Source organism: Ruegeria sp. P8 (genome assembly GCF_056534665.1).
In genome coordinates this window covers 563,242-588,023 of record NZ_JBQERC010000002.1, presented here as the reverse complement: position 1 = coordinate 588,023, position 24,782 = coordinate 563,242, and the positions used below count along the sequence as shown (strand labels likewise).

At 49.1% G+C, this 24,782-nt stretch carries 21 protein-coding genes, 1 tRNA gene and 2 pseudogenes; 4 read left to right on the top strand and 20 right to left on the bottom strand.

The window, feature by feature from the left end; translation table 11 throughout:
* Positions 1-530: pseudogene (locus ACR0BZ_RS06285) on the bottom strand (DEAD/DEAH box helicase family protein); the annotation flags it as partial.
* Positions 531-838: 308 nt separating this feature from the next.
* Here ACR0BZ_RS06285 and ACR0BZ_RS06280 point away from each other — a divergent pair.
* Positions 839-2,854: an alpha/beta hydrolase gene (locus ACR0BZ_RS06280; RefSeq protein ID WP_480919741.1), complete on the top strand. Its 2,016-nt coding sequence runs from the start codon at positions 839-841 to the stop codon at positions 2,852-2,854.
* Positions 2,855-3,484: 630 nt separating this feature from the next.
* Here ACR0BZ_RS06280 and ACR0BZ_RS06275 read toward each other — a convergent pair.
* The 5 genes from ACR0BZ_RS06275 to ACR0BZ_RS06255 form a co-directional block, all read right to left on the bottom strand.
* Positions 3,485-4,858 carry an exonuclease domain-containing protein gene (locus ACR0BZ_RS06275; protein WP_480919740.1) on the bottom strand — a complete coding sequence of 458 codons (1,374 nt, stop codon included), beginning with the start codon at positions 4,856-4,858 and terminating at the stop codon, positions 3,485-3,487.
* A gap of 376 nt (positions 4,859-5,234) precedes the next feature.
* Positions 5,235-7,397, bottom strand: coding sequence for an antiviral reverse transcriptase Drt3b (gene drt3b / locus ACR0BZ_RS06270; RefSeq protein WP_480919739.1), 2,163 nt, complete (start codon positions 7,395-7,397; stop codon positions 5,235-5,237).
* Positions 7,321-8,676, bottom strand: coding sequence for an antiviral reverse transcriptase Drt3a (gene drt3a / locus ACR0BZ_RS06265; RefSeq protein WP_480919738.1), 1,356 nt, complete (start codon positions 8,674-8,676; stop codon positions 7,321-7,323). The genes drt3b and drt3a overlap by 77 nt, the downstream gene beginning before the upstream one ends.
* A 132-nt stretch (positions 8,677-8,808) precedes the next feature.
* Complete coding sequence (locus ACR0BZ_RS06260) at positions 8,809-9,615, bottom strand: ferritin-like domain-containing protein (RefSeq protein WP_480919760.1); 807 nt, start codon at positions 9,613-9,615, stop codon at positions 8,809-8,811.
* Positions 9,616-10,160: 545 nt separating this feature from the next.
* Positions 10,161-10,463 carry a hypothetical protein gene (locus ACR0BZ_RS06255; protein WP_480919737.1) on the bottom strand — a complete coding sequence of 101 codons (303 nt, stop codon included), beginning with the start codon at positions 10,461-10,463 and terminating at the stop codon, positions 10,161-10,163.
* Positions 10,464-10,570: 107 nt separating this feature from the next.
* Here ACR0BZ_RS06255 and ACR0BZ_RS06250 point away from each other — a divergent pair, with 107 nt between their 5' ends.
* A complete protein-coding gene (locus ACR0BZ_RS06250; protein WP_480919736.1) occupies positions 10,571-10,813 on the top strand; it encodes a helix-turn-helix domain-containing protein in 243 nt (80 codons plus the stop codon).
* Positions 10,814-10,947: 134 nt separating this feature from the next.
* On the opposite strand, the gene ACR0BZ_RS06245 is transcribed toward ACR0BZ_RS06250, so the two are convergent.
* From ACR0BZ_RS06245 to ACR0BZ_RS06210, 8 genes are all read right to left on the bottom strand, one after another.
* Entirely contained in the window at positions 10,948-11,544 is a 597-nt protein-coding gene (locus tag ACR0BZ_RS06245; protein WP_480919735.1) for a hypothetical protein, read from the bottom strand.
* Positions 11,545-11,739: 195 nt separating this feature from the next.
* Entirely contained in the window at positions 11,740-12,051 is a 312-nt protein-coding gene (locus tag ACR0BZ_RS06240) for a hypothetical protein (RefSeq protein WP_480919734.1), read from the bottom strand.
* Between the two features lie 144 nt (positions 12,052-12,195).
* Complete coding sequence (locus ACR0BZ_RS06235) at positions 12,196-12,360, bottom strand: hypothetical protein (RefSeq protein WP_475161637.1); 165 nt, start codon at positions 12,358-12,360, stop codon at positions 12,196-12,198.
* Positions 12,353-13,411 carry a hypothetical protein gene (locus tag ACR0BZ_RS06230; protein WP_480919733.1) on the bottom strand — a complete coding sequence of 353 codons (1,059 nt, stop codon included), beginning with the start codon at positions 13,409-13,411 and terminating at the stop codon, positions 12,353-12,355. The genes ACR0BZ_RS06235 and ACR0BZ_RS06230 overlap by 8 nt, the downstream gene beginning before the upstream one ends.
* A 3-nt stretch (positions 13,412-13,414) precedes the next feature.
* Positions 13,415-13,615 carry a hypothetical protein gene (locus ACR0BZ_RS06225; RefSeq protein ID WP_480919732.1) on the bottom strand — a complete coding sequence of 67 codons (201 nt, stop codon included), beginning with the start codon at positions 13,613-13,615 and terminating at the stop codon, positions 13,415-13,417.
* Positions 13,594-14,100, bottom strand: coding sequence for a hypothetical protein (locus ACR0BZ_RS06220; protein WP_480919731.1), 507 nt, complete (start codon positions 14,098-14,100; stop codon positions 13,594-13,596). Before ACR0BZ_RS06220 ends, ACR0BZ_RS06225 begins: the two co-directional genes overlap by 22 nt.
* 19 nt (positions 14,101-14,119) lie before the next feature.
* Positions 14,120-14,213, bottom strand: a tRNA-OTHER gene (locus ACR0BZ_RS06215).
* 832 nt (positions 14,214-15,045) lie between these two features.
* Positions 15,046-15,189, bottom strand: a complete 144-nt coding sequence (locus ACR0BZ_RS06210; protein ID WP_480919730.1) for a hypothetical protein — start codon at positions 15,187-15,189, stop codon at positions 15,046-15,048.
* Here ACR0BZ_RS06210 and ACR0BZ_RS06205 point away from each other — a divergent pair.
* Together ACR0BZ_RS06205 and ACR0BZ_RS06200 are read left to right on the top strand one after the other, a co-directional pair.
* Positions 15,190-15,315: pseudogene (locus tag ACR0BZ_RS06205) on the top strand (hypothetical protein); the annotation flags it as partial. It lies immediately after the preceding gene.
* A 33-nt stretch (positions 15,316-15,348) separates the two neighbouring features.
* A complete protein-coding gene (locus tag ACR0BZ_RS06200; protein WP_480919761.1) occupies positions 15,349-16,386 on the top strand; it encodes a hypothetical protein in 1,038 nt (345 codons plus the stop codon).
* Here the strand turns inward: ACR0BZ_RS06200 and ACR0BZ_RS06195 are convergent.
* The 6 genes from ACR0BZ_RS06195 to ACR0BZ_RS06170 form a co-directional block, all read right to left on the bottom strand.
* The gene (locus ACR0BZ_RS06195; protein WP_480919729.1) at positions 16,368-17,936 is read right to left on the bottom strand and encodes a radical SAM protein; all 1,569 of its coding nucleotides are present in this window, start codon (positions 17,934-17,936) and stop codon (positions 16,368-16,370) included. The two genes, ACR0BZ_RS06200 and ACR0BZ_RS06195, sit on opposite strands and share 19 nt — an antisense overlap.
* Positions 17,914-18,399: a hypothetical protein gene (locus ACR0BZ_RS06190; RefSeq protein ID WP_480919728.1), complete on the bottom strand. Its 486-nt coding sequence runs from the start codon at positions 18,397-18,399 to the stop codon at positions 17,914-17,916. Before ACR0BZ_RS06190 ends, ACR0BZ_RS06195 begins: the two co-directional genes overlap by 23 nt.
* 760 nt (positions 18,400-19,159) lie before the next feature.
* Positions 19,160-19,558, bottom strand: coding sequence for a hypothetical protein (locus ACR0BZ_RS06185; RefSeq protein ID WP_480919727.1), 399 nt, complete (start codon positions 19,556-19,558; stop codon positions 19,160-19,162).
* Positions 19,555-21,645, bottom strand: coding sequence for a hypothetical protein (locus ACR0BZ_RS06180; RefSeq protein ID WP_480919726.1), 2,091 nt, complete (start codon positions 21,643-21,645; stop codon positions 19,555-19,557). The genes ACR0BZ_RS06185 and ACR0BZ_RS06180 overlap by 4 nt, the downstream gene beginning before the upstream one ends.
* Positions 21,642-23,219 carry a hypothetical protein gene (locus ACR0BZ_RS06175; RefSeq protein WP_480919725.1) on the bottom strand — a complete coding sequence of 526 codons (1,578 nt, stop codon included), beginning with the start codon at positions 23,217-23,219 and terminating at the stop codon, positions 21,642-21,644. Before ACR0BZ_RS06175 ends, ACR0BZ_RS06180 begins: the two co-directional genes overlap by 4 nt.
* Positions 23,220-23,221: 2 nt before the next feature.
* Entirely contained in the window at positions 23,222-24,634 is a 1,413-nt protein-coding gene (locus ACR0BZ_RS06170) for a tyrosine-type recombinase/integrase (protein ID WP_480919724.1), read from the bottom strand.
* Positions 24,635-24,782: the final 148 nt, after the last annotated feature.

Sequence of the window (24,782 nt, the reverse complement as noted above, 5' to 3'; positions counted from 1 at the left end):
GGAATTCGTCCGTCCGTTTCAGTCCCATAGTTCGTCTCCTTTGTTGCAATAAATGCTATCAAAGGAGCGGCATCAAACCGCGACACGTCCAAATCTATTTTCCCGGTTTTGATGGCGTGTTTTGCCAGCACCGCGATAAGATCGTGGTCCTCTTCCACTTGAAGCCCTGAGCGCTCCAGCCAGTAGAGTTTCATTTCCTCGGTGACTGGTTTGGGGTTGGTCAGCCTTTTGGTATTCGCTGTGTCGATCCCGAACGATATCCGTATCCGGATATCGCTGTCGTTTTCCAGAACCCGCAGTTCGGGCAATTCTTTCATCAAAATCGAAAGCGACGACAAGAAGTCCTGATACCCGGTGACAATCAGACAATCCCCAGAGGTGATATGGGGCCGATAAAGATTGATGACTGGCCGGTCGATATTGGTGCCGACCTTCGCAACCGGTTCGGCATCAAGCTCGTTTTCGGGCTTTTGATTTGCTTCGGTAAGCTGCTTTGGCTTGGAGCGTAGCCAATCAGGGAGTGAAAACAATGAACAAGACTTGGTTTATTTGAGTGATTTCGAGTGTGAAACTATGTCCGTGATCCTTCAAGGTAATTAACCAAAAAAGTAGAAAGATCGAAATGGACAAAGTTCGTATCCGACGCCAATACAAGCGAATATTGTTTACGCAAAATCAGACTGTCGAGTGTTCATGATTTGCCATGTTAAAAACCTTTTTATTCAATGATTTATGTGGGAATCTAGGGGGCTGGAAAGGTTGTAAATTGGACATTTTCTCTAAAACAGCGTATCCTTAAGAAATTATAAGAATGTTGATAACTTATTGGAAATTATAGATGATTTTGGATTCGAACAAAAGCCGATTTCTAAGTGCTACAAAGCTAGCGCTCTCTACGCTCGCGAGCGTGTTTCTCTTGTTCCCTAACAGTGTTCGCGCACTTGAGATAAGTGTGATGGTGCCTCAAATCATTGACCCGGCTACCGAGCGATTCTTGTCGTCTTTGGAAAGTTCAAGTGCATTAAAGGCTGATGATATCTCTATTATAAGAGTAACTTACGAAGAAGTCTCGGAGCCCAATCAAATTGCGCAAAGCCTTCTTGATCGAAAAACCGACATGGCTTTATTACCCGCTCTGCTCTTCCCAGGAATAGGCGAGGATCCAAGTTTAAACATTTCAACTCTGGCGTCTCAACCCGGTCTCACACGTTCTCCAGAAGAAACATTTTTACTTGAGGACTCAGTTTTCGGTGATGCTGTGGCAATGGAGTTGGGAGCAAAAGGTTTCGTTTTCTTGTCCTTCTGGAACACAATCAATAGATCTTTGTGGTCGCCAAAAAGGTTCGGCGAAGGTGGGCTGAGCACATTGGAGGGTGCAAAAGTCCGAACATTCAGCGAGAGGTCAGAACAAACGCTTTTGCAGCTTTCCGTTGAGCCGATCTTTGGTCCTGGCGGATCAGTATTTGATGAACTTCGAGCGGGAAACATTGACGCTGCGGAATTGGCCTTCAACGTTGAGTTTTCGGAGCAGTTTCAGAGCGCATTTCGCGGTGGAAGTGTAGTTGCGAACACTGACCAAAGAAGTGGGTTTTTACTTGCCAATCTAGAGTTTTGGCTCAGCATCACAGAGGCTGAGCGGCAGGCCATCGAAGAGGCTGTTGAAGAGTCGAAGACTTCGGCTAGAGAGGTTGTACAATCCGAATTCGAGACAGCTCGCGAGTTTGCTCTAAGCCAAGACATCCAGTTTCTTTCCGTTGAAGAACGCAGTAGAGAAGAAGATCAAATTGTCTTGGCCGCAGTTTCTGCCTGGAACGAATTGTACGATGCAGAAGACGACTTCGTCGAAAACAAACTCGCTCAAGTTTGGGAAGCTGGTCAACTGCCACGGCAAGAATTGGATGCGCCGACCAACCAAGCCGCTGGTCAGGTTTTTTTTGTAACTAATCGCAATGAAGAAGCACACTCTGATATTCGAAAGCGATTTGGAATTAGTCAACTTGCCGACGTGCAGTTGAAGTGCGGTGAGTTTGACTATGACCGTAGTCACCAACGCAGATTTGGTGAACCATACAGCGGTCCTGTGAACGTTATGGGTGCCAATATTCTTGAAGGTACAGAAGCATGCGCCCAGATGTTTGCCGAGATCGCTAGAAACTCCGATGAACAGGAGATCACTCTGTTTATCCACGGCTACAATACTTCTTTCAAAGAAGGACTAGAGCGCGCAATCTCAATGGCTTTGGATCTAGAAATAGAAGATCCCGTAGTATTGTGGAGTTGGCCTTCTGAGGGAACCAAGAGTGGATACATTCGAGATCTGAGGGCGACAGACTTCAACAACGCATTCACCCGAGGATTTGTGCGGAGCTTAGCGCGTCAGGGGATGGACTACGAGATGTCATTGATCGCCCACAGCATGGGTGGGACAGTGGGGCTGAAATTCTTGGAAGAATCAGCAAATAACAACTTTGAAATAACAAATTCCGTTTTTGTTGCGCCGGATGTTCCCCAAGCACAGTTTGGCAGCGAACTCAGAGAATACGTAAGTAATGGTGAATTGGTCAGTCTTTATTGCAATAGCTTTGATCGCCCTTTGAATGCATCCCGGTTGGTAAGCCGTGGCCTTCTCCCAGCTGGCCTAGCTGGAGAACATCTTTTTGTAATGAGTGGCCTTGACACTATAGACGTTTCAAGCCTCGACAACGAGTGGATTGGCAACAATCACACTCACGTTTTTGATATTGAAGAAGTCGCGCAAGACGCCCAAGTGCTACTACGTGAAAGGTCTAACGCATCAGAACGTAGTTTACCCAGCAACACGTTACGGGGAATAACTTACTACTATCTTCAATAGCCGCGCTTGGAAATCAAATATGAGAGAACGCGGCGTAGTTTACCTTATGATCAGTTATCTCAAATGCGCTACATAAATACTTGGATGAACGAGTTAGGACTCTGTTTCGCAGATTTGGATTTTTTGCTAAAAGCTATTGTGTGCTTTGGATTTGTTTTACTCGGTATAGTCAGAGCGAAAAGGACACCTTCACCTCGTTGCCGAAACAAGAGCTTGTTGAGGGGCTTCGGTTTGTCGGTTGCAGTCGTTATTCTTCTGCTAGCAGTACCATTGATCTCCTATTTTTATAGGCCAGACATCCTTGATAGGGAGGTAATGTGGATCGCTATATTAGTTGGATGGCTAGTATTCTTTTTGATTGGAAAAATGCTCTACTGCGTCGTGTTATCATTCTCTGGAGCAAATAAAGCGTGAATATTGACGTATTTGGTCGCTTGTTCGCCAAGTGGTTCCTCCGTTTTCTTAACCATAATGGCGGACGACTTCAGAGGGGGAGGATCAGGACCACAGCTCACGAATATCCAGTTATTGGTGATTTTCACCCAGGTGCAATTTCTAAAGGCACAATACTTCCCCAAGTAGTCATCGGAAGCTTTTTGCCGTCTGCTTTTCGTTTTGGATGACAAAAGGCTAATCCAGTGCAGTGAGGTCAGATAAATTCTCATAGTAAACTGCAAGTGCGTTTAGTTTACTTCCGCAGAGTACACTTTGCTGGGAAATCTCCGATAGCTGCTGGGTTGCTTGGGAGAATGTGGTCCATTCGACATTAGGGTCATTGCACTGCCATCGTTGGATAATGACTTGTTTCCAATGGTCTTGAGCGGATTGACTTAGCAAGCTTGGTTTGTTGAGAAATACCAATCTGCTGGCTAGCCATCGCAGTCGCCGATCCTCAAACTCCTGCGCGAGCTCAACTCGCTTCGTCCAGGACGAAACTTGGAACTGGTTCAGCTTCTTCTTGTCTTCATTGGAGTAAAAACCGGAATAGATTTGAAGCTCGATCTCTTTGGGCTCAGGACGGTCTGCAAAACGGCCAGCCAGAGCATTGCCGAGCGCGACTCGGAGGTCATACATACCGCGTAGGTCAGCGGCACGATCAAGCAGTACGGGAACATCAACTGGAACCGCGAAAACGTTTGGGGCATTGTTGATGGCAATCGTTCGGACCTGTTTTGGTGAGGCGTTTACTGCTTCAGCCATCGCAGCTTCGTCGTTCGGGTTCAGGCTGTTCGGGTCCACTAATTCCAAGTCCATGAAAGCCACAGAATTCTGATTGTTAGGGTTTCGACCAGCAAAAGCCCCCAGGTAGGCACGGGGAGGTGCCGCTCCAAATCTTTCGATGAGCTTGAGAACGCGGCCGGATTGCATTACCTCTAGCACGTCATTCTTAGATCTGTTCCTTAAAGACTGAGTCCAGACTTCTGGTGCTCGGTCTCGGATAAGCCTAGCAATGTGAATGGTCGCCTCAACATCGGCCAGAGCGTCGTGGAAATTGTCACTAACAAACCCGTTGGCTGGTGCCAGTCGGTCCAATTTGAAGCTGATCTTACCCGCTTCATCCGTTGGCCAAGTAAGACAATCGTTGGCCAAAACCCATGTCGCGTAGACCATTTTCATTATGTCCATACGATCATTCCCATCCATCTGTGTCAGGAAGAGATTAGGATGCAGGTTTTGAAACAACATCTGCCTCAACATTTGTTCGTCAAATGCGATGCTATTGAAGCCTAGCCAGGTTGCAGGTCCCCACCTTTGGATAAGGCGAGCGACCTCTTGTGCAAACTCGAATGCGCTAGGGAGGTTAGGATCAACCAACATGTCAGGTGTTACACCCGTGACCGCTAGGGCCCAGGGAGCAGGTAGAATGTGCGGAGAAAGGCGGCACCGAATATCGATGCGCTCGATTTCTTCCAGGTCGTCATTCGTCAGAATACCGGCAAACTGCAACGGTTGGTCGAATGCCGGTGAAGTCCCAGATGTTTCCAAATCGTAAAATACGTACACCGCACTCGCCCTAGCTTCTTTAAATAGCGTACTGTTATTCTCTCTGCCGGTAAATCTGAGGTTTCTTACTATTTGGAGAGTTTAGATTTGTGCAGCCAAAGCGGTGGCTGTGGAATCTACTATAGCGTCATGACCAAAGTCCCATCATCGCTATCGAAGGAACCCGGTATCGCCCACAAATCTGTGCGCCGGTATTTGGCTTGATGGAAACTCAAAACCTCCAAGTCATCGGCGAACGGCAGGTAAGTGGTCGTCGGTGGCTCGCCCCGCCACCAACTTGACTAGTAGTCGTTTATAGACCCACTAGCCTTGGAGCTTGTGTGTGTGCCGCAAAGCTTCGAAAAGCAGGCAATTTAGGTTGGGCGAAGCTCTGACATTAGTATACTTCTCGGGCGCGCTTTTTGTCTAGCGATAGAGATAAATCAAAACCTTTCCAGTCCGTAAACCAATAGTCCGAAGAGGCAATAAGCGCCCACAACTGAAAGACTGAATGCCCATAGGCAGAAGCAAGCTTCATCTTCGTGGCCATCGAAACATAGGGGCAAGTCGCCAAGTCCAAATAAATCATAACTAACTCCGCATCCTGCCGTGCGTAGCATGAACGTGTGTTGAAGCGCTCTAGAATGGTGGATTCAACCGCTCCACGCAGGCGTGAGTATCGCTTCTTTGAAGTAGTGTAGCTCAGCAGTACGGTTGCGGCGAAGTAGTCAAAGCTATTATTTCCAACGAATTCCTTTTTGTGCTCATCGTAGGTGAATCCAAAGTAAGATGCCAAAACCCTTTCTGAAAGAAAATAACCCCGCCCTAGCTTTCGTAGAGCTAGTATGAGGTACATTACTTCAATATCCGGACTCTGCTTAGACGATGACTTCTTCAACTGTCGCGTTAGATTATCAAATGCATACTTCATCACTTGATGCTTCAGGTCTCGGTTCACCCCAAGACGATGAAGTTCATCTACCAGCATAGACACAAGGCGTGCCAGTCGCACTGAGATATTTACGCGGGGATCAGCGGCGTAAATAAAAAACGCGAATTCAAGAATGCCTAAAAGTGCTTTGATCAGCGTCTTGTCGGAACGATGCGCCCCCGAAGAGACGGAATACTTGTCGAGTATTGAGCGCACGTTTCTTTCGAGGGCCGCAAACGTATAATTCAGGATGTTCTTATACTCAACTTCGTTCCGCTTCAGAATGGTTTTGAACTCAACTATCAGATTTAACGCTTGAACCTTTGGGTGGTAGACACGAAACGGTTTGGTTGGATCAGAAGGGTTTTCGAATTCAATACACTGTATCTCGATGTTCTTGGTGAGTGCGTCTCGGATCGAGTTTTTGGCCATAGTTAGCCTTGTGATGATCGGTTTACTGATCAGCTCCCTCTTGCCCGAGTTTATGCCAAGCTTCATCTGGCGAAGTATCTGGCTAAGCGTTTTTTCAACTACATCTGCATCTACATCTGAAGTGCAAAAAATAAAGTAGTCGTCAACGTATCGAAATGCCTGAAAGTCCGATCTATGCTTCAATCCATGCTGTTCCGACATTTTCTTGAGAAACGTACGGTCCACTCTCTGGAGGATGATTTCGGCAAAAATACGCGAGAACTCGGGTCCTATGACGATGCCATTCGTTTCGCCTTGGTTCATGTCCTGGAGTAAACGATCAAAGCGTCCACCGAACGTTTTTTTTGAAAGGGTCAGGTGATCCTTGCAGGCTGCGAGACCGAGTGTGCTCCAAGGCAATGAGTGGGTGTAGATACTGTCAAAACACTTTGAAATATCTAAGCGAAGAAGGAAATCAAACTTCTTTTCAGCATTCAGATATTTGTAGTGTTCATAAAACTTAAAGATATTGCTGTAAAACTTGTAGGTGAAGTAGGATCCTAGGTTCTCATATTCCTTGGTTTGTTGTTCAATTGTGTCTTGCACGGACGATTTTCTCTCTGAGAAAAGTCGGTCGGAAAACTTTACAGATTTAGATACGGCTGATGGGAAACGGATAGAAACATCTGACAGATTAGTGTAGTAAAGTATTTGAGCGCTGTTCTCTGAATAGAAATCTGCTACGGCCAATTGATTTCTTGGGTGTACAATCGTTAACTGTCTGAATTCTCGGTCCTTATGTGCAATATTGAAACCAAATGGGATCGTCCACATTGCGCGATTATTCAATTGCCAAGACCGCTCCACTATGACTTTGCCATTTCGTCGGATAGTCATGTTCGTCGGTTGTGACGTTGGATCCGACAAGGTATCAAAAAGTAGACATATTGCTTCGTCCACCTTGGAAGATGAACACTCCCAAACCACGACTTGCTTGCCTCCCCGCATCCTGAGACGAACATTGTAGCGGGTTACGAAATCAAAGAAGCCACCATTACCAAAGGTTGGAGGCACTTCAAACGGTAGAGTGTCTGAAAGAAGCGGCCTGTGATAAGAGTGTTGGGAGGGAAGCGAGCTTCTATCAGCCATAATCCCAAGCCCTCGTGATTTCTTTAAACTGGCCGGGCCGATGAAATCTGCGGAAAATGCGCTCTTCATACCCGGCAATGAAGGAGTATTGCCGTAGATTTGCTTGTAGACTTGGGCTGTGGGTTAGGCGAGCAACGTACCCGGCAAGCTGCCCATCCAATTGGCGCAGTTGAACGAGGTCTGATAAGTGAGGGTTGCTGAAGTAGATGCCAACAAATGCATTGCTCTTGTTGTGCGTCAACTGGGTGTTTGAAGTCAGGTACTGGATGCGCTTCACAAGTAGCCTGTAGGCCTTCTTAGCATCTTTCGCTCGTTGCCGGTGGTATCGTGTAAAACACGCCTCCAAACGCTTTTCATACCTCGCGAACTTTGGTGCGCTAAGTAGTGTCTTGCATTTACTCGAATTGTAATAGCGAAACTCATAACCTAGATAAGTTAGTCGCCAGTTTCTCCGATCATCCGGCGACTCGTTGACTTTGCTAAGATTCAATTTCAGGTTCAATTCTTCCAAAAGATGAACCACCTGATTCTTGTATGTTGAACGATTTGAACTGAGTGTTGGTGAGAAGATGACTACGATGTCATCAACATAACGTGCAAAGAAAACCACGTCCGGAAGGGCCAAAACTCTACGGTCAAACTCTCTCATGAAGAGTTCCGATAGCGATGCGCTCAATCCAATTCCTCGTGGCAGACCGATGCCATGGGTGCCTGTACGTAGACCGTACGTCCATAGTAGTTTCTCAATAATTTTGATGGATACCGCACTCAAAAGCTGGTCGGATCGAAGCTTTTCTATAAGCCCACGATGTTCGATTGATTCATAGAACTGGCTCACATCCAGTCGCAATATGTGGTAAGGGAATCCATCATTCAGATGGTCTTGGAGTTGTGCGACAATGCGATTTCGGTTGGCCTGCTTGACCTTGTAAATCCGCTCCAAGTTGCGTGAAACCTGTTTGATTGAATAATAGCTTTCAGCTGACCCAGGGGGCAATAGGTATACTGCTTTGCCGTTTGGACCACTCCTTTGGATCAAATCTACCTCAAAACGCCCATTCGAGATATTTGAAGAGACCTCTTTGAGCCTCTCAAGTAGCTCGCTGTCTCTACTCTCACGCGCTTGTTCGCGAGCATTCCTAAGCCCATCAAAGATAGCTTGATCCGCCGAAGAGTATCTTCCCCGATGGCTTGCTCGAAAAGCCTTCGTGTCGCGAATTCGCTCCTTCAAGACCTCGGTCGCACTCAGTACCGATGGGAAGAAGTCAAGGCTAGGGTTCCTACCCTTTCTTTGTTCAATCTCGGTGATCCTGCGAAGATTCTCTGCGGAAAAAGTCTGATCGTACACAAGTCCAAATCTTTAATTGATATGGTTTTAGAATCAACTCAAGCGGGAAGGATAACCCGTTGTTTTAGCCTAGTGCAAAAGAGTGTAGAAAATAAAGTGCGTTTCGAGCGGCGCAGGCAACTGTCAACTTTCTCAGCGAACATAAGCAGGAAGCTCCTCAGCGAGCGGCCAATAAAAGTCAGGTGGCATTCCGGCATCTGCGCGTTTTTCTTCGTTGAACGGAGGCTTCAAACCTCCTTTGAAATAGCGCTTTACTAGCGCATGGAATACTTCTTTTGGATCACTATTGTCTCTGCCACAGCCGAAGTTAAACCATTTCGCCCCAAACGCCACGTGGCTGACTTCCTCGCTGTAGATGGTTTTTAGGCTTTCAACAGCCGCAGTCTCGCCGGCTTTCTCGAAAAGTTCTATCATTCCTGGCGTTACATCTAGCCCTCGTGCCTCCAATACCATTGGAACGATAGCTAACCGCCCTTGCAGGTCATTTGCAGTATCTGATGCCGCACGCCACATTCCATCATGAGCGGGCAGGGCTCCGTAGTAGCTTCCCATCGTTTCCAGGCAATCACAGATTAGATTGAAGTGTTTTGCTTCGTCGTCTGCGGCTTTCACCCAATCGTCATAAAATCCCATCGGCATCGGTACGTGGGCGAAACGTGAGATAATATCCCAATGCAGATCGACTGCATTGAGTTCGATATGAGCGACTGCATGCAGGAGCGCTATTCTTCCTGCCGGAGATCCCGGCTTGCGCTTTGGTACGTCGCGGGGACTGAGCAACTCCGGTTTCTGTGGGCGAGCAGGATGATCTGGTGGAATAGAACGCCCTAGTTCAATGATTTCTCCCTTAGTACGCGCAGTTTTCCAAATAGAAGCGTAGGCTCGTGATTTGGCTGTTTTTGCGTGACCATCCGCCGTGGAGAGCACGTCGACCGCCATTGCAGTCAGGGTAGTCGGACGCTGTGTTTTAGCGTCTTTTTCAGTGCGGCTAGACAAAGTGTAACTTGCTCCCGGTTCGGTGGAATTAGCAGAGCTTAGCTTTAAACCTGATGGCGCATTAAGCATTTTAAGGTTGCCTGCCACGCCTACTATAGGGCGCAGCCTGCGTCCAGATTTCAGGTTGCTGCGTGGTCTGAGCCATCATGCGCTCCCGAAACTACGGCCATCTGTCAGTTAGAGCGCATATTGAATGATCGGTTAATTGGAAGATCGGACGGTCGATGAGCGGACTGAATCCGAGTCGATGAGCCAGCCTTTTGACTCAGAATAATTGCGCACGGATTGGAGAGTGGGGCTGGTGAACTAGACGAAGCGAGACACCGCACTGCTATCTGGGGCGGCGACCTCAATCATCGCAGCCCTAGATTGTGGCATGGTTGTCCTTGACAATTCCTGTTAAGTATTTGAATTTAATAATCGTTTAGTCTTCCATGCCTGTACGAAGCATAAAGCCGTTCTGCGTATGACCTTCTTCCACTACCAACCTAACCGTGTTGCTCGAAAATTTGGCGTAAATGGGTGAAGAACTTACCGTACTGGAGGTTGTTGGCTTGTGCGGTCATTTTGAACCAGGCCGCATCTTCTTCCAAAATCGATAGATGCAATTGCGCAACGTATTGAGACTTAGGCCTTCCGCTGGTTCGAGTTGGTTTTTCACCTGAAGCAATGCTCGGTTTGACAAAAGTCTTGTGTTCTTTGTCGAGAGACAGTCGCTCCAAGAAGCGCATCTCCAGTCTGTTCAGTATTTCAATCATCTGGGTTTCTGTCAGATGAACTCTTTCCGCCATTTAACGGCCCCCGCTTTTTTGCCAATCCTTGGTGCAGTTGGAATTTACACTGAGATTCAAAGTATACTGTATAGACGACTAGCGTTGCGTGGGCGATTTGTCAAAACATGGCGAACGCACCAGAAGACCAATTACTAGCAGCATTTTCCAGAGTTTTGCGTCGCCACAGACTCGCCAAGAAGCTATCGCAACAAGAGCTCGCCACTCAGGCTAACCGAAGCATGCAGTACATTTCACTTCTGGAATCTGGGCACCACCAACCAACACTCGGAACCCTACAACTTCTCAGTGGCGCTCTGGGGCTTACTTTGACCAAATTGGTTTCTGAAATTGAAAAAGAGGCTGAGTAACATCTTGAAGCAAAACTCATAGCCAGAATAAAACGAGTGCTGCGAGGACGATTGCGGATGTTAGAGCCGTCTGACGTCAGCGCCAATGGGACAGCTTATATTAAGTATTGGGTAATGGCAGCAGGTAAGCTGTACTAGCGGTCTGGGTCTGTATCGAGTTTGCCCCAGAGATCATCAACCAGATCAGAGAAGCCATCATTCGAGGCCTCCTTGGGCAGTTGACCAGCTCTTCGCCGGCGTTCAACCTCGGCCATTAGCTCTTCCTCTGTGGCTGTCTCAACCACATCACATCGAAGAGCTTCGAGCTCGTCCGTTGTCCACGACTCAAATTTGTCAGCGTAGAAGCCCAGGGAATACGGCTCGTCATCAGAAATCTGCTTGATCACAGCATTCCAATCTTCGCTCTGGTTCGATTCCTTTTCGACCCTCTCATCTAGTTCGCGGATAGACTTGCGGATCATCGGCAGCAGCTCTGCCTCAACGCTTTCTTCGCCCGCGCCGGTCCCCGCAAGCCAAAGGTCTGCGATTTTGCGGACGAGCGCCCAGACCGTCTGATTTCGAGGGTGGCCTTTAATCCGGCCGCCGAGACCTTTTTCTTGAATGCCAAACCGCTCGGCAGCACGTTCGTTCATCCGGATATTGTAATCGGACACGTCCGCGAGTTCTGAATCGTTCTCAGCCACAGCTCGAGCGACCTCTTGATCACCAACATAGACAGCCACCTTCAACATCCCGCTACCCCTTCCTTCGCCGGTTCATCACTCGGCCCAGGTGGCTGTAGTCCAGATCTCGCATGATCCTTTGCACTTGCTCTGGATCGACTTCGCGATCTTTTCCAGCAGTGCGGACGACGTGCCTGACGTAGATCGCCAACGCGACAATGATCACGGCGGACAAGATCAAGCTGAAATGCTCGGGCCCCATCACTAAGTCTTCTTCCTTGGGTCTTCGATCCCGAGGTCGTCGAACACGTTGCCGCTACCATCAGTGATCTCGACATCATCGTCGTCAGTCACTAGATCCCAGGTGTTCTCTTTGACCCATTCATCCCGCCATTTGGGCGCATCGGCCGGACGCTGTGCAAAATCGGCGATTTGCTCGAAAATCATTTTGCGCAATGCAAGCCAGACCTCCGGACCCTCTTTGCGACGGGCTTGCAACTCTCCGATCAAGTCATCCAGAGGAACATCCTGTAACGGGCGCCCGAAGATCTCGTCTTCTGAAAAATCATCTGTCATCGCTCAACATCCTCGACACTGATCTTCAAGACTAAGATCTTGTTCGGTTTTACAGTGATCTCTTTTCCTTCAATCTCTCGAAGTTGACCGTTCACCAAAGTCTCGCAGATTAAGAAAATTGGGATTTCCTCTTCTGTGGTTTTGTCACTCATCTGGCTTACGCGTCGGATCAGGCACCTTTCGCGACCGGATCTCATCCGCTGAGATCGGCTTGGTTAGTTTTGCTCGACCGGCCGCAATTTCAGCCTCCCGAAGCCTAAGCAAACGCAAGGTTTGCTCATCCAGCTCAACGTCGTCGTCATCACCCATCAGACTTCTCCCGAGTACAGTAACAGTGAGAACAGAGCACTTGAGACCTGTCGGCTGTCCGAACGATTTCACCAACGTGGCCACACTCTTCACACGTCACGCCGCATCGAAATTCCATCCAGTCAGCGTACTCTTGAATGAGATCGTGGTATCGACTGAAACCGATGCAAATCTTGCCATCCTGGCCTTTCTTAATGTCCAAGATCTGAATAGTTCCAGGGTCCAGTGCCCTGAAATCTTGACTGAAGGAAAGCTTGTGGAGTGCTTGCGAAATCACGACGAGCCAGCCCTTTCCGACAGCAGGAACAAGAGATGCGCAATCCGGAGAAACGAGGTCTGGATAGTTTTCCACGATGTCCAGCCTCAGGCTGTCGGGCCAGGATCCTTCGGCGCCCTCAAATCGCCGCCGTAGAGCATCATTGTAGCAACAGCTGCAAAGCGTCGTCACAAACCCAAGGATGCTCTGGCATTGGGCAGAATTAGAACAACCTTCACAGGTTTGCTCAATCTGATCGACACGCCATTGAATCTCTTCACTCGTAGCCTGGTTGCAGCCCGGGCCCTCATAGACACGCAAGCCTCCCCATTTCTGTTTGATCTGAACGATGGACGGGTGTTCATCACCAAACAGGTCGGGCTGCTCGTCGATCAACCTCTTCACTTTCTCAAGTTCAAGCGTAAGCTGCTCCGCCCACCCGGCACGATACTCACCCAGCTGCTTTAAGACGCTTCCATGAATATCGTTCCAGTCGACAACACTGCTCATCACTGACCTCCGGGCGCGCGCCTCTTTGAGATCGTGTGAAACCTCCGCCATAGCAGACATCATACGGCCGACTACTTCGCGGTCATCACACTCGACATGCAGACCCTCGGTCGACCATGTGACGTCAGAGACGTGCGGAGCTGGGTAGTTATGCGCCATCACCAAACGCATCTCTTCGGCGCACCAGGCGTCAAATGAGCGGAGATCATCTGGCGCTCCATTGTCCTCGATCACACCTCGGACCTTTTCCCGGAATTCCTTCCAGCTCTTTTCGACATCATCCATCAGTCACATTCTCCAGAAATTGGTCTTGTTGAGATGGAAGACCCCTCTCGAGACTTGGCAAAGGGCAATCGGCGGGACATGACCGGTGGCCAGCGAGCCCGTATTCATGAGCTTCCGGGCGTAGTCCTCATCATCGTAGCCTTCGATAATTTTATTGAAGATCACTTGTTGTTCGGCGGTCATCACCAGTCCTTCTTCACGCACGCGGGGCACCGATTACGGTCATCCGTTCGGTCAATCTGACCGAAATAGCCACAAATTGAGCAGGTCATTCGATCCCGAACAGGCTTTTTCCGAACACCAAAAAGCCTCTTCCGTTCAGGATGGCGTTTGCTCGCAACATCATGCGCGCACCAACAGCACAGGGTCGTGTACCAGCCGTCCAACAGCTGGGTGTCAGCAGAAATTCCGCATCGTTCACAGGTACGATTTGCTCGTGCAATCGTCGCAGCGATCATCGACTGGATATGTCTGTCTTCACACCTGTGGTAGATGCGGAGCTCGCCGAATTTCTCTTTGATCTGGAGGATGAAGGGGTAGGTGGCATCTTTAAGATCGCAGAATTCTTTGACCTCTGTGAAGACCGCCGTGACCAAGCCGGACCAACCTTCGGGCGTGCGGCCGAGGCTCCGTTCGACCGATTGCTTGATGTCTTTGAAATCAATTGCGTTCGTGACGTCGTCCGCCATGTCAGACTCCTCCTGAGAATGGTAGGAGGCGTCGGAATCGAACCGACTCGTGCACTCTAATCTGGAGCAATTACAAGGATATAAGCCTCGCCCGCATACCAATGCTGCCTCCCACGGATTTTGCGTGGGTTATCGACCTCAGGCCGATATTCGATGGCAGTGGATGCGTGTGTACGTCATGACCGGAAGCTGAACCAGTTCGTGTCACTATGTCAAGACGGAGTGTGCTGCACTTCGAAATTCACCGCGTAGTTCCGGGAACCTTCTAGCTTGAGTTGTATAACTTGCCGTCATTCGACCGTGTCCGGTATGCAAATTACCCACGCAAATCGAAATTGGGTAGGTGATTCCCATTGCGGCCTCTCTATGTATCCATATCTGGGTGTGAACGAACAACGAGTCAGACCGTGCAAGGCCCACCAAATTAGATAGTCCGTTTGCGGGGAGCGATTTGTTCAGGCGTGGATAGGTTCGTAATCCGGATCAAAATCTATTTTTTGGACGGTTCCAGGCTCACAGAAGACTTTGATTTTAGTTTCTTTAGGAATATCAGTCGCAGGATTGCCCCATGAAATCAGCTGTCTGGAAAACACTGGTTTTAGAGACCAAATTGCTGGTGGCCGATGACTCAAATTCCCTTAAGGTAACATCAAATTCCGTACCTTGTTGGTCTGCCCGGCTAAGCATCATTGAACCTTGAGCCCGCCTACAAATTGCTAGGCATGATCTGAGCCCAATGCCATGCGAAGTATCCACCAGGAAAGGTGTTTTTCGCCGGGCATCCTCCCATTTTCGGACAGGAATACCAGGGCCATTACGCCCGACATTCGTTGAATCCTAACGAACGAGCAGGTTGAGCTCAGGACCTGCCATTCTCTGCGATCCCTTCGTTAGGCTGGTCGCAGCCAAACCAGGACCTTCACAATTGGTCTTTACAATGCGAGCTTAGCGGACAAAGCGCCATTTCGCTGCGGCTGCGCCAATGTCTGCTTTCATAGATTTTCCTGCTACGCCTCTGCTTGCTGTATTGAACTCCTTGAAATCGAGGCGACCGCCCAAGGCACCAAATGCCAGCAGCCGTTTTTCCATGTGATCGTTAATCCCCCTGAATCTGCCAATCTCACCCGCGAGCAGTTCGCGGCTGCATTCGATAAGATCGACGCAGATATGGGGCTTGCCGATCATGCCCGCGCCGTCGTTTTCCATGAGAAAAACGGGCGCGAGCATGCGCATGTTGTTTACAGCCGCATGCATCTTTCCACCCATTATGACGTTGGCGCGAAAGTGGGTGAGGAACGCTCCACCCCTATCGTCAAAGCCAAGAACATGGGGTTTCACAAAATGCGGCTGCGGGAGATCAGCCAAGACCTTCACAAAGAGCTTGGCATCCCTCTCCCTGATGGTCTGAAAAACAGCCAAGACCGTGACCCGTTGAATTTTGGCATTGCTGAATGGCAGCAGGCCAAACGTCTTGGGGAAGACCCCCGCGACATCAAGCGGATCATTGGCGAGGCGTATCAGTTTGCAGACGGTGCGCAGGCGTTCAACGCAGCACTAGAGACCCATGCCATGCAGCTTGCCCGTGGCGACCGTCGCGGTTTTGTCGTGCTGCATCACTCTGGCGAAACCTTGCCCTTGCATCGGTTTCTGGGTGCCAAGCAAAAGGACATTCGCGCACGGCTTGGTCAACCTGAACACGTTCAGACGGTTGACCAGGCGCGCGCGACCCTCAGAGCGAAAATTACAGCGGCGGCAGAGAAGCGCGTCGATGATCTAAAAGCCAAGCTGCGCAAAGAACAAACCCGCATGGGCAATGCTGTGAAGCTCCTGAAAAGCGAACAGCAGACATCGCGCCAATCTTTGCAGCGCCAGCACCAGACCCGCCAGAAGGCCGAGGCCAAAGCCCGTGCAGATCGTATCCGTAGCGGGCTTATGGGCTTGTGGGATCGCGCCCAGATCAAGCTTGGCGTTGGCAAGCTACCCCGTGAATTTGCCGCCGAGATCGAGAGGGCAAAGAAACGGGATGCGGGAGAGTTTCATGCGCTGAAAACAGAACAGCTCACCGACAGGCGGCAGCTTCAAAAATCCATCAAGCTCATGCGGGAAAAGCATCGCCGTGAGCGGAACGATATGCGCTCGAACCTTGGGTATTGGTTGACGCTTGATCGCAGCTCACAGCGAGAGGCGTTGGAATCCCACCAAGCCGAGCTGAAAAGCCAACAGCGACGAGGCCAGCAGAGACAGCAAGGACAACAGCGCAAGCGGGATCAGGGATTGGAGCCATGATTCAAGTTGGGCACTGATTCACGATAGGGTTTAAGAACAGAGCGCATTATATCTTTATTGCGAAGAACAAATTCGTCTTGGATCGTGTTATTGCCCATCGCTAATATGCATAAGTCGCACATGCCGACACACGTTTTAGACAGGAGACTGTTTGATGTCTCACTACCAATGTCTTCGAGGACTTTTTTAGGACCTTCTTTTGTCAGCCGGTTAAATTTCGGGCTGAATCGGAAGTTATCAACTAGATCACTGATGCTTTCGTCTCGCGAGTTACCTATATGCATAAAATCCACAAACTCCGTGCCAACACAGCAAGGAGTGGTAACTCCATCGTAACGAACTGTAAAATTAAGACTTTTGTCGCAGTTTCCGTCTTTTCGATCTGACCAAAAAAAATCTTCCATTGGAATAGCGGACAAGGCTCGACCAAAAGGCAAAACTGGGGAGGATGCGACTAAGTGCCCCGCCATATCACCAAGTGTCAAACCCTTTAAGCATTCCCTTATGTCGCCATCCTTGAAAACGACGCACCTAAGAATGATGCTGACGCCGAATTTTTTTGCGTCAATCAGAATCGAGCGAATTGCTTCGATGTCCAAAAACTCTTGGTGAAAGACATCAACGCTCAGTTCCATTCTGTTCATTCCAGCTTCTGTAAGCTGCTCGAACATCTTGGTTCGTTTCTTCTTAGACTTACCCCACCAACCATTTGTTGTCATACAAGGCGAGAATCCGTGATTTGTTGCATAGCGAACTAAGCTTATGAGTTCATCGAAGAAGATTGTGGGTTCGCCACCAACGAAGGAAACTTCTTTCCGAATGTAAGGGTTTGTAGACGCTTCACGGATTGCCTTTTTGAATAGGTCAACGTCGACTCTGTTTTTGTTGGGCTCGCACTCTGGGGCGCAGTGTCGACATGACATATTGCAGTTGTCAGTGAGCGTTAGAACTAAGGCATTGAATCTCGTTACATCATTCTCACGGGTTAGAACGTCAATGCTGCTATAGTCTGACTTATTGTCTAAATATCTCTGATCGGAAAACCATCCTGTCAGATTTTCGTTAGCCTCAAAATACGTGGTAGAGTTGTACTGATTTGTATCTTGAGAAAGGAAATCAAGATCGTCGATGCGAGTGTTTGGTGAATCACAAATAATTGAAATATCAGGATAAATCCCAAGTTCCCAAAAACTATCTAACTCCAGCAAAGACGGGCGATGTTTGGGGTCCAGTTGAATTGTGATTTGAGATTTTAGCAAGGGGTGGTCGAACAAAAAATCTCGGTACGCTTCCAACTTTTTAAGCGTCGGAGTGCTGTCACTATATACAAAGAATCGAAAAGAAAATTCGTGAAAATCTTGAAAACAAGCGTCTTCAAGTCGTGTCAAATCACTGCATTCGAGATAAATCTCGACATAGTTACGGATACCGGATGTTCGATGCTTCCTGATCCACTCAGGAAAATCACTCCACGGGGAAGCGGAGGATACATAGTAGCGGTATCCGTTAAAGGGCGGGTTCGGCAACTTAGTATTTTGCTGCGTATGCATAAGCGGCATAACCAACGGCCATGCCAGCTACGAATGCGCCAAGAACGGCTTCAGGGCTAATGTCAGGAGATGCCGCCGCTGCGATACCCTGTTCGTATTGGTTTATGAATTTGCTGCGATAATCATCCCAAATGTTGTCCGGAACGGATGAAATCCTTTTCCGCCAATCGGGATATGATGTTGTTGGATAGATCAGAGGGTCTAGTGAAGGTGGACCATCATCGGACCCCGGTGTTGGTGACCAAAGCGGGTCAATAACATCGGGATTCACTTTGGCGTTTACTAGTTTAGGGTCTAAACCCGCAGGCAGAATGCCAGTCCAATCAAAGTCGTCATCGGATCGCACTTTGTCTCGAACGCTTGGTTCAAGCATCATTCCGACAATAACAACTTCGCGTGGAGTCATCTCTTCTATAAGGCCAGCTTCTGCAAAAGCGTTAAATGCAGCATCTTTTTCGGACATGGAAACCTCCTAAGCTATGAGTAAATGGGTACACGGCAGCGTTGCAGAATCAAGTTTTATTTCGGCTGACCCGAAACGGTGGTTTTTGTCACCCCCCTACCTTGCCACGGTGGATCAAGGGCTTAGACGTGCCAAAAATCTGTTCCGATATTGTCATGGGTTTTGGTACGTTTCGGTCGAACGCCTAAGCCGACATTCGTGCGATGCGCAGCATCGGTGGCTCCGGGCTCTTCACGATGCTTCCACGGCGTCTTTATAGCTGTCTGGCGAAACGAGGAAGCACACTCGCAGGCCAGAAGCCCAACTCTTAGAGAGTGTCAGCCTTCATCGATGCGCTTGAAGAGGGCCTCGGTAATATCCCAGGCATGACTGTGTGACAGTTCCGTTGACTGGATTGTTAGGTGGCCGAGAGCGTTTCAGAATCCAGTCGTCGCCGCCCAATGAAATTGAGCCAAGAAATGGCCTGCATTGTGTGTAGAAGGACTGTGTTGCTGTTTCCGTACAGCCGCAAAATGGCAAGGTGGTGTCAAGACTGAAGGCCACTTTTTTCACGAAGCATTTGTTCGTCGAGTTTGGTCGAGTGTCCGCTTTGCAGGCAGTAGCTGTAGTTCAAAAATGGCCGAGCAAATTTAGGTTTTCGCGACAACTCGTTTCGACTCTGAACGTAATATTAGTGCGGCGCATCTGTTCCATTACTCTGGTAAAAAGCTGATCAACGCTGCAAGCGTGGTAATAGCTTCCGCCTTTTTGCGACGGCTCATTATTTGCGCCTCTCTGGGTAGGTATTCCCAAGTCTGGAAACGTTTAGCGGTTGCTTCATCAAGCGAGGGTCAACCCCTTGTGCCACCGCGTTTGACAAGATCACGTCTAATTTCTCTTCGAGTCGAGCGATCTTTTTCTGCTGTTCTTCCATTATTGCAGCGGCGTTTTTTGGTGCCTTTCGGGTTTTCTTACCTTTGTCTGACTCTCTTTTGCGCGAGAAGGCTGCGGCTCTGTCTAGGTAGGCCGCATGAATGTGAGGGTGTTTGAACAGCTGCTTAGATGAGATTTTGACAACCTTGGATTCAACTTTACAGTGTATTTTGTTCCGGGTGATTTCGCCCCTCATTTGACCAATTAGGACCAAAATTTTATCCACTTTTTCGGGCGTAAGCTTCACGTCAAGTTCCCCGTGGTTCGAGAGGTTTCAAGCTCTGCCAGCTTTTTTTCGATGATCCGTTCAGCGTGACTGAACTCAATCAATGGGCCAAGGTCGGTATTGCGGATCAGAGTCCCTTCGTTTGCCGGATCCATAACGGCCTCAGCGAGAGCCTGGCTACGAGCGTGACTATGTTCGATAGCTTCTATGGTTTTTTCATTGACCCGCATTCCTTTAGCCTGGCGAGCACGCAGGGTCTCAAGAGATTTCTGATCTCTTTCCGCATATCTAAATAGCTGATCAGCGGCTCTTCTGGAACCGCCTAGGCATACCAGCCTCGTGCATGTTCTACAGGCACCAGCTCGGTCGCACGGCTCTTGATTGAAGCGACGACTGCAATATCCGAATAACGTCGAAAGAAGATGCATCTTCAGGTTTGCAGTTTCGTAGGCCGCATTTTCGACATCCAAGTCGTCCACAACCCTGATTGCCGGTAGGTTCTCATCCTCGCCACTGCGCTTTATTTGCTCGACTTGATACAGTTTGTCTGTGTGGTCGTAGTTCCGGTTTTGCATGACGTTCGCACGACCACTCCAGTAGGCTATGTGTGATTGGGGAACGTTGGCGCGTTGCGCAATCGTGTTTAGGTAATGGCGCATTTGGTGTGTAGTGATTTTGGGGTACTTACCGTTTTTTAACCGGATATCTAAACGCTCGAAGATGGAGGGAACCGCAGGTTGAATGTGGCCACTTTTTTGAAGACCTTCTGGCCTGCCTGACAAGACGAGTTCGACCACGCCACTACTTAATGCTTCTATCATGTAAGGCCGTGCTTCTGCATTGTAGGAAAATTGGTTCTTTAAACAGACGCACAGCGCCTCGGAATATGCTACCGAAGACAACTCGCTGAGCACAGGCAAACCGTGAGGTGCTTCGGCCAAACACTTCTTTTCAACCTGAACAAAGTCGTATACGGCTATGGGTTTTCCATTTTCGCGGGCCCTGTACTTGGCAGCTAGGATGCGCCTGGACTGAAGCCAATAATTTACACCGACACCAAGAATTTCTTCCAGCTCTGAACGTGTGATTTCGCCGGTTGCCCGAACATGCTGAAGATTTGTAGGGACAAAGACTCTGCCAGGGTTCTCCATCATCCATTTTGCTAACTTGCGCGCTTTCTCAGTGTGTTCACAGATCCTTTCGAGGGCCAACTGAGCAACGGGAACCATTTCTTTCGGAACAAATTTAATCATAGGCTTGCCGCCCTTAACTGGCCACCACCTGAGGCCAGCCTTGAAACGACAGTCTTCGTTGAAGGGCACATCTGGGTTGACGTAACCTTCGCCCGGGTTATCCAAAACCTGAACCGTGGCTGGTAGAATGAAGACTTCCTCTTTTCGAGAGGGGGCACACATCAAAAGTGCGACAATACCCATAGCGACCTGATCTCGTGGCGTTTTTGCCCTGTGAAAGGCTTCTCCCAAGCATGACACTTCCTCTTCGGTCAGGTTTTTCCGGAGAGGATCCTCATTCACTCTGCTCCGAAAGCGTTTGTCCTGGAGTTCCGGATGCCACCAGCTCTTTAAGTCACGCGCGATGTCCGCTTCCTCCAAAACTCGCGCAAAAGATCGCATGGTCTCAGCAGCCTTACGCTTATGCGACTTACTGGCTAACTCGACGACATTGTTCAGGTCTGACTTTGCTACAAGGTCTGCTCGGCCGGGATGTCCTCGACTTTCTAGAACGCGGTCTAAGATGCGACAGAACTTCACCTTGTGGCTAAAGACATTGGATTTTCTAAATTTTCCTGTTTTTGTGGCGTTTTCATTGAGTTGAAAGGCGAAGTATGCCTTTGCGAAGTCACCAAACGGCAGGTTCATCGCGAACTCGGGATAATTCGCGCGGGACTGCCATCGATCTGCATGATGGAAACCAATCGTTTCTCTCTTGGAATTCCTTGTCCGCTTTACAAAAGCAGTTATGTCCCAAGTGGCACTGTCCCAAACAACATGCCCCTCGACGCGGGGGTCAAAGATCGACAGTTTCTTAGCCTTTGCGATGTATTCTTCAACTGAGATTTGTTGTTTCGACTTGAAGTGCAAAGTCATTTCGTGCTCTCCCGTTCTTTGCGCGCCTGGTGCTGCATTTTTTTAGCCGCTAAAACCGCAGCAATGTGTCGATTAAGTTCTCGAGAATATTCGTCATCACCATACATTTTCGCTTCTGCCTTTCTGCCAGTCAGAAGGTGCAGTAATGGGTCAAGCTCGGAATCAATTGAGAGATTGAAATGACGGCAGAGAAAGCATGCATATGGCGCTGCGAGGCTTTCCAGCGCGCTACAACCTCCAAAATCGCATGCACCCAGATCAGGAGCACCGTCAGCCTCGGTTGCTGTAACAATTGCTCCGAATTCGAGGTCGTCGGGTTGCGCTTCGGTCACTTGACCCAAGAACCTGCCTGCGACATGTACCATCTTACCGTCCAGCAGACTACTCATGAGCTGATGATGTCGAGAGGCTAGTTCGATGTAGGCTTCGCAGCTGCTGGGGCTGGTATGATGCATCCATGCCGCGATTTCTTCCGCCGTACATCCTCGCATCGCCATGATTGTCGCGATAGTGTGCCGTTCTCTCATTTGGTTAAACACCATTGGTTCACCAGTTCGAGGGCTTATGATGTTTAATCGTCCAAGAATGGCTTTGAAACGCTCGGAGGCTAGGTTCGCAGTCATGTGACCTTCGTAACCCGCCTTTGTTTGACCTTTTGAGCGTCGTGCTCTTTTCTTATTTTCTGAGCGACAATCTGTAACAAACTCATCAGTCCTCGCGGGAAATAATGGTTTCTCTTGATTCCACTCAGAAGCAGGAATGCCACCGGTTAATCGATCCAGGTAAGCTTCTAAGGCGTGAGTAAACAGCATTGGCGCAGGTCGCTTAGGGCCGTACCTTTCGGCTTGGGTCCGCTTCTGCTTCAGGATTTCGAACCGGATAGAGGTCTCCACACCGTGGTGCTTCGGAGTTCTTATGTCCCGAAGTTTCAGGTTGGCATTCATTGAGGCTCGTTGGCCATAGAGGCGGAAAGTTTGAACTAGCACATATTGAGCATCATTGATGGCGCCGCTTTCGTAAGCTTCATGGAGTTCGCGATCCACCATGGCGATTTCGCCATCCAAGTAGGGACCCGACTCTGGATCTAGGGTCAGAATATGTGCTTTTTCGTTTTCTTTTTTTCGGAAGCCGTCGATTAGTTCAGCCGCATCCGGGGCAATCCCCGGAAATCCAATTTCTTGCCATGAAGAAACAATGTTGCGCATGCTGTGATCGTTGCCGCTCGGATCACCCAATCGGTAGGCGGCAATATCTTTACGGTTGATCCGACCGACCAGGTCGTTGTTTTCGCGCCTGAGCCAGACACAGGGTCGCTTGAAGGCTGTCAACTCTGCAAGAATCGAAGAAGCAAGGTTGGTTTCGAGCCGATAAGCCACCACTTCCTTGAGCGCGTTTTTCATCAACGGCGACAGTACGTCAGTACACCATTCAAAATTGAAGGTAGCAACGCTACCAGTTGCGCTCAATTCCCAATAGTCAGAAGTGATATCGAAGGTTTCACCGTTGGCAGCTCGGCGGATATTGGTCGGGCGCAATGCAGGAATGCCGTGAGAGCACGGTTTGTGCTTGTTCATTTCTAACCTTTCTTTTTTGTCGCGGCTTCGTCGGCCAACTTTTCGCGGTGATCGAGCAGGCTAATGTACTCACTTGTTTCCGAGCCAATTATGTTGAGGAATTCCGTATCTTTGGCAGCGGCTCGAGCTTCCTGTTCCGCCCAGATCGTTCGGATGCTTTTCGCTGCGCCAATGTCGGACTCTCCTCCGAGATAGCGAGAGATCATCTGAGATGTTGCCGACCATCCAAAGTGATAGGTGAAGACCTTTCGAGCTTCTTCGCCGCTGGTTCCAAGTTCGTTTAGAAGCTTGGCCATTTCTCGAGCCTTTTTGTGTCGCATAGGGTGCGGCGTCAGTTTTCGAACTCCAGCTGCTCTGGAGGCGTCTCTGAACACATCGTCAATTGCGGTCTTGGACATGGGTTTGCCATACTCAGCGGGATCACGTGCCAAGTTCACAAACATGAAGGAGTTTGAGTTTCTGCCGCTTTGAAAATCGATGTCGTCCCTCACATCCATCCATTCATCGAGGGTCTCGATCAGCAACGGCGACGCTTTCAAACTGATTTTCCGGTCGAAGGTCTTTGCGTTTGGCTGACGTTTCCTAGGGTCTTCTGGGTCGTTGTGGCGGCGAACGACCTCGATCAAATCATCTTCGCTCTTATAATCTTCGGTCTTCATTTGACCCAACTCGCCAGCGCGCAAACCAAGTTCGGCAAACATCAATAAAATTAGGTAGTTTCGTAGTGCTCGAATTCGGTTCTTAGGCCAAACATCATACGGATTGCATATCGCTAACCATAGGTAAAAGCGGTCAGCAGCTTCCTCATGATCGTATGCCTTGATCCGGCTTTGTGGCATACTTTTGCGAATCTTTCGAAAGTAATGCGCATAACTCCCCGGCGCTGTGTGGTAGCCGCCGTCACTTAGCTTGATCGCTGGTTCCAAGAGTTGTTTGCGACGGCACAGTTTCCGTCCGGATCCTGGACTTGACTTTTTTCGAAGCAAGCGATTGCCATACTCGCCGAGCCACTGGAGGTATTCTTCAATACCAATCTGCCGTTGGATTATTGTGCCAGCTTGAACGCTTCGCTCTTCCAGACACCTGGTAAGAAACTTCTGCTCATTCATGGGCAAAACCCACGCCAGCTTACGCAAATCCTGGATTTGAAAATTCAGGAAGTAGTTTAAGTCTGCGACTTGCTCTAAGCTCAGGCATTCTCCATCTAGCATGATGGTGTAAAGGTCGATACCTCGGTGAATTGCCCAAAGTTCGAGAATGGTGATGTGAGACAGTCGAGTGGAAATAGTATCAGGGGTGTAGTTCCGCTGACGTGTCTCGCTGACAACCCAAGCCCAAGGCCACAGAGCGATGCTGCCATCTTCACGGTAAATCGAAAATCGGGTTTCGCCAGCTCGAGTTTGAGTCTGTTTCACAGGTTGTCGGCCTAGTGTTGAAATGGGCTTCAAGGGTTTCTCCGAGGCAGTTGATGGTCTCCAAACGATACTCGAATGGGGGCCAATCTTCAACTTTCTCGCGCTTGGTGTGGTCATAAATATTTAGCAAGAACAAATGCTTATACTA

Coding starts and splice junctions, on each gene's coding strand:
- ACR0BZ_RS06200 (WP_480919761.1), top strand. CDS start 15,349: ATGCATCTTTCCACCCATTATGACGTTGGCGCGAAAGTGGGTGAGGAA.
- drt3b (WP_480919739.1), bottom strand. CDS start 7,397: ATGAAGAGCGCATTTTCCGCAGATTTCATCGGCCCGGCCAGTTTAAAG.
- ACR0BZ_RS06195 (WP_480919729.1), bottom strand. CDS start 17,936: ATGCATACGCAGCAAAATACTAAGTTGCCGAACCCGCCCTTTAACGGA.
- ACR0BZ_RS06250 (WP_480919736.1), top strand. CDS start 10,571: ATGGCGAACGCACCAGAAGACCAATTACTAGCAGCATTTTCCAGAGTT.
- ACR0BZ_RS06180 (WP_480919726.1), bottom strand. CDS start 21,645: ATGACTTTGCACTTCAAGTCGAAACAACAAATCTCAGTTGAAGAATAC.
- ACR0BZ_RS06280 (WP_480919741.1), top strand. CDS start 839: ATGATTTTGGATTCGAACAAAAGCCGATTTCTAAGTGCTACAAAGCTA.
- ACR0BZ_RS06260 (WP_480919760.1), bottom strand. CDS start 9,615: ATGGCGGTCGACGTGCTCTCCACGGCGGATGGTCACGCAAAAACAGCC.
- ACR0BZ_RS06175 (WP_480919725.1), bottom strand. CDS start 23,219: ATGAACAAGCACAAACCGTGCTCTCACGGCATTCCTGCATTGCGCCCG.
- ACR0BZ_RS06210 (WP_480919730.1), bottom strand. CDS start 15,189: ATGGAAAAACGGCTGCTGGCATTTGGTGCCTTGGGCGGTCGCCTCGAT.
- ACR0BZ_RS06220 (WP_480919731.1), bottom strand. CDS start 14,100: ATGGCGGACGACGTCACGAACGCAATTGATTTCAAAGACATCAAGCAA.
- ACR0BZ_RS06255 (WP_480919737.1), bottom strand. CDS start 10,463: ATGGCGGAAAGAGTTCATCTGACAGAAACCCAGATGATTGAAATACTG.
- ACR0BZ_RS06235 (WP_475161637.1), bottom strand. CDS start 12,360: ATGGGTGATGACGACGACGTTGAGCTGGATGAGCAAACCTTGCGTTTG.
- ACR0BZ_RS06230 (WP_480919733.1), bottom strand. CDS start 13,411: ATGGATGATGTCGAAAAGAGCTGGAAGGAATTCCGGGAAAAGGTCCGA.
- ACR0BZ_RS06245 (WP_480919735.1), bottom strand. CDS start 11,544: ATGTTGAAGGTGGCTGTCTATGTTGGTGATCAAGAGGTCGCTCGAGCT.
- ACR0BZ_RS06190 (WP_480919728.1), bottom strand. CDS start 18,399: ATGTCCGAAAAAGATGCTGCATTTAACGCTTTTGCAGAAGCTGGCCTT.
- ACR0BZ_RS06240 (WP_480919734.1), bottom strand. CDS start 12,051: ATGACAGATGATTTTTCAGAAGACGAGATCTTCGGGCGCCCGTTACAG.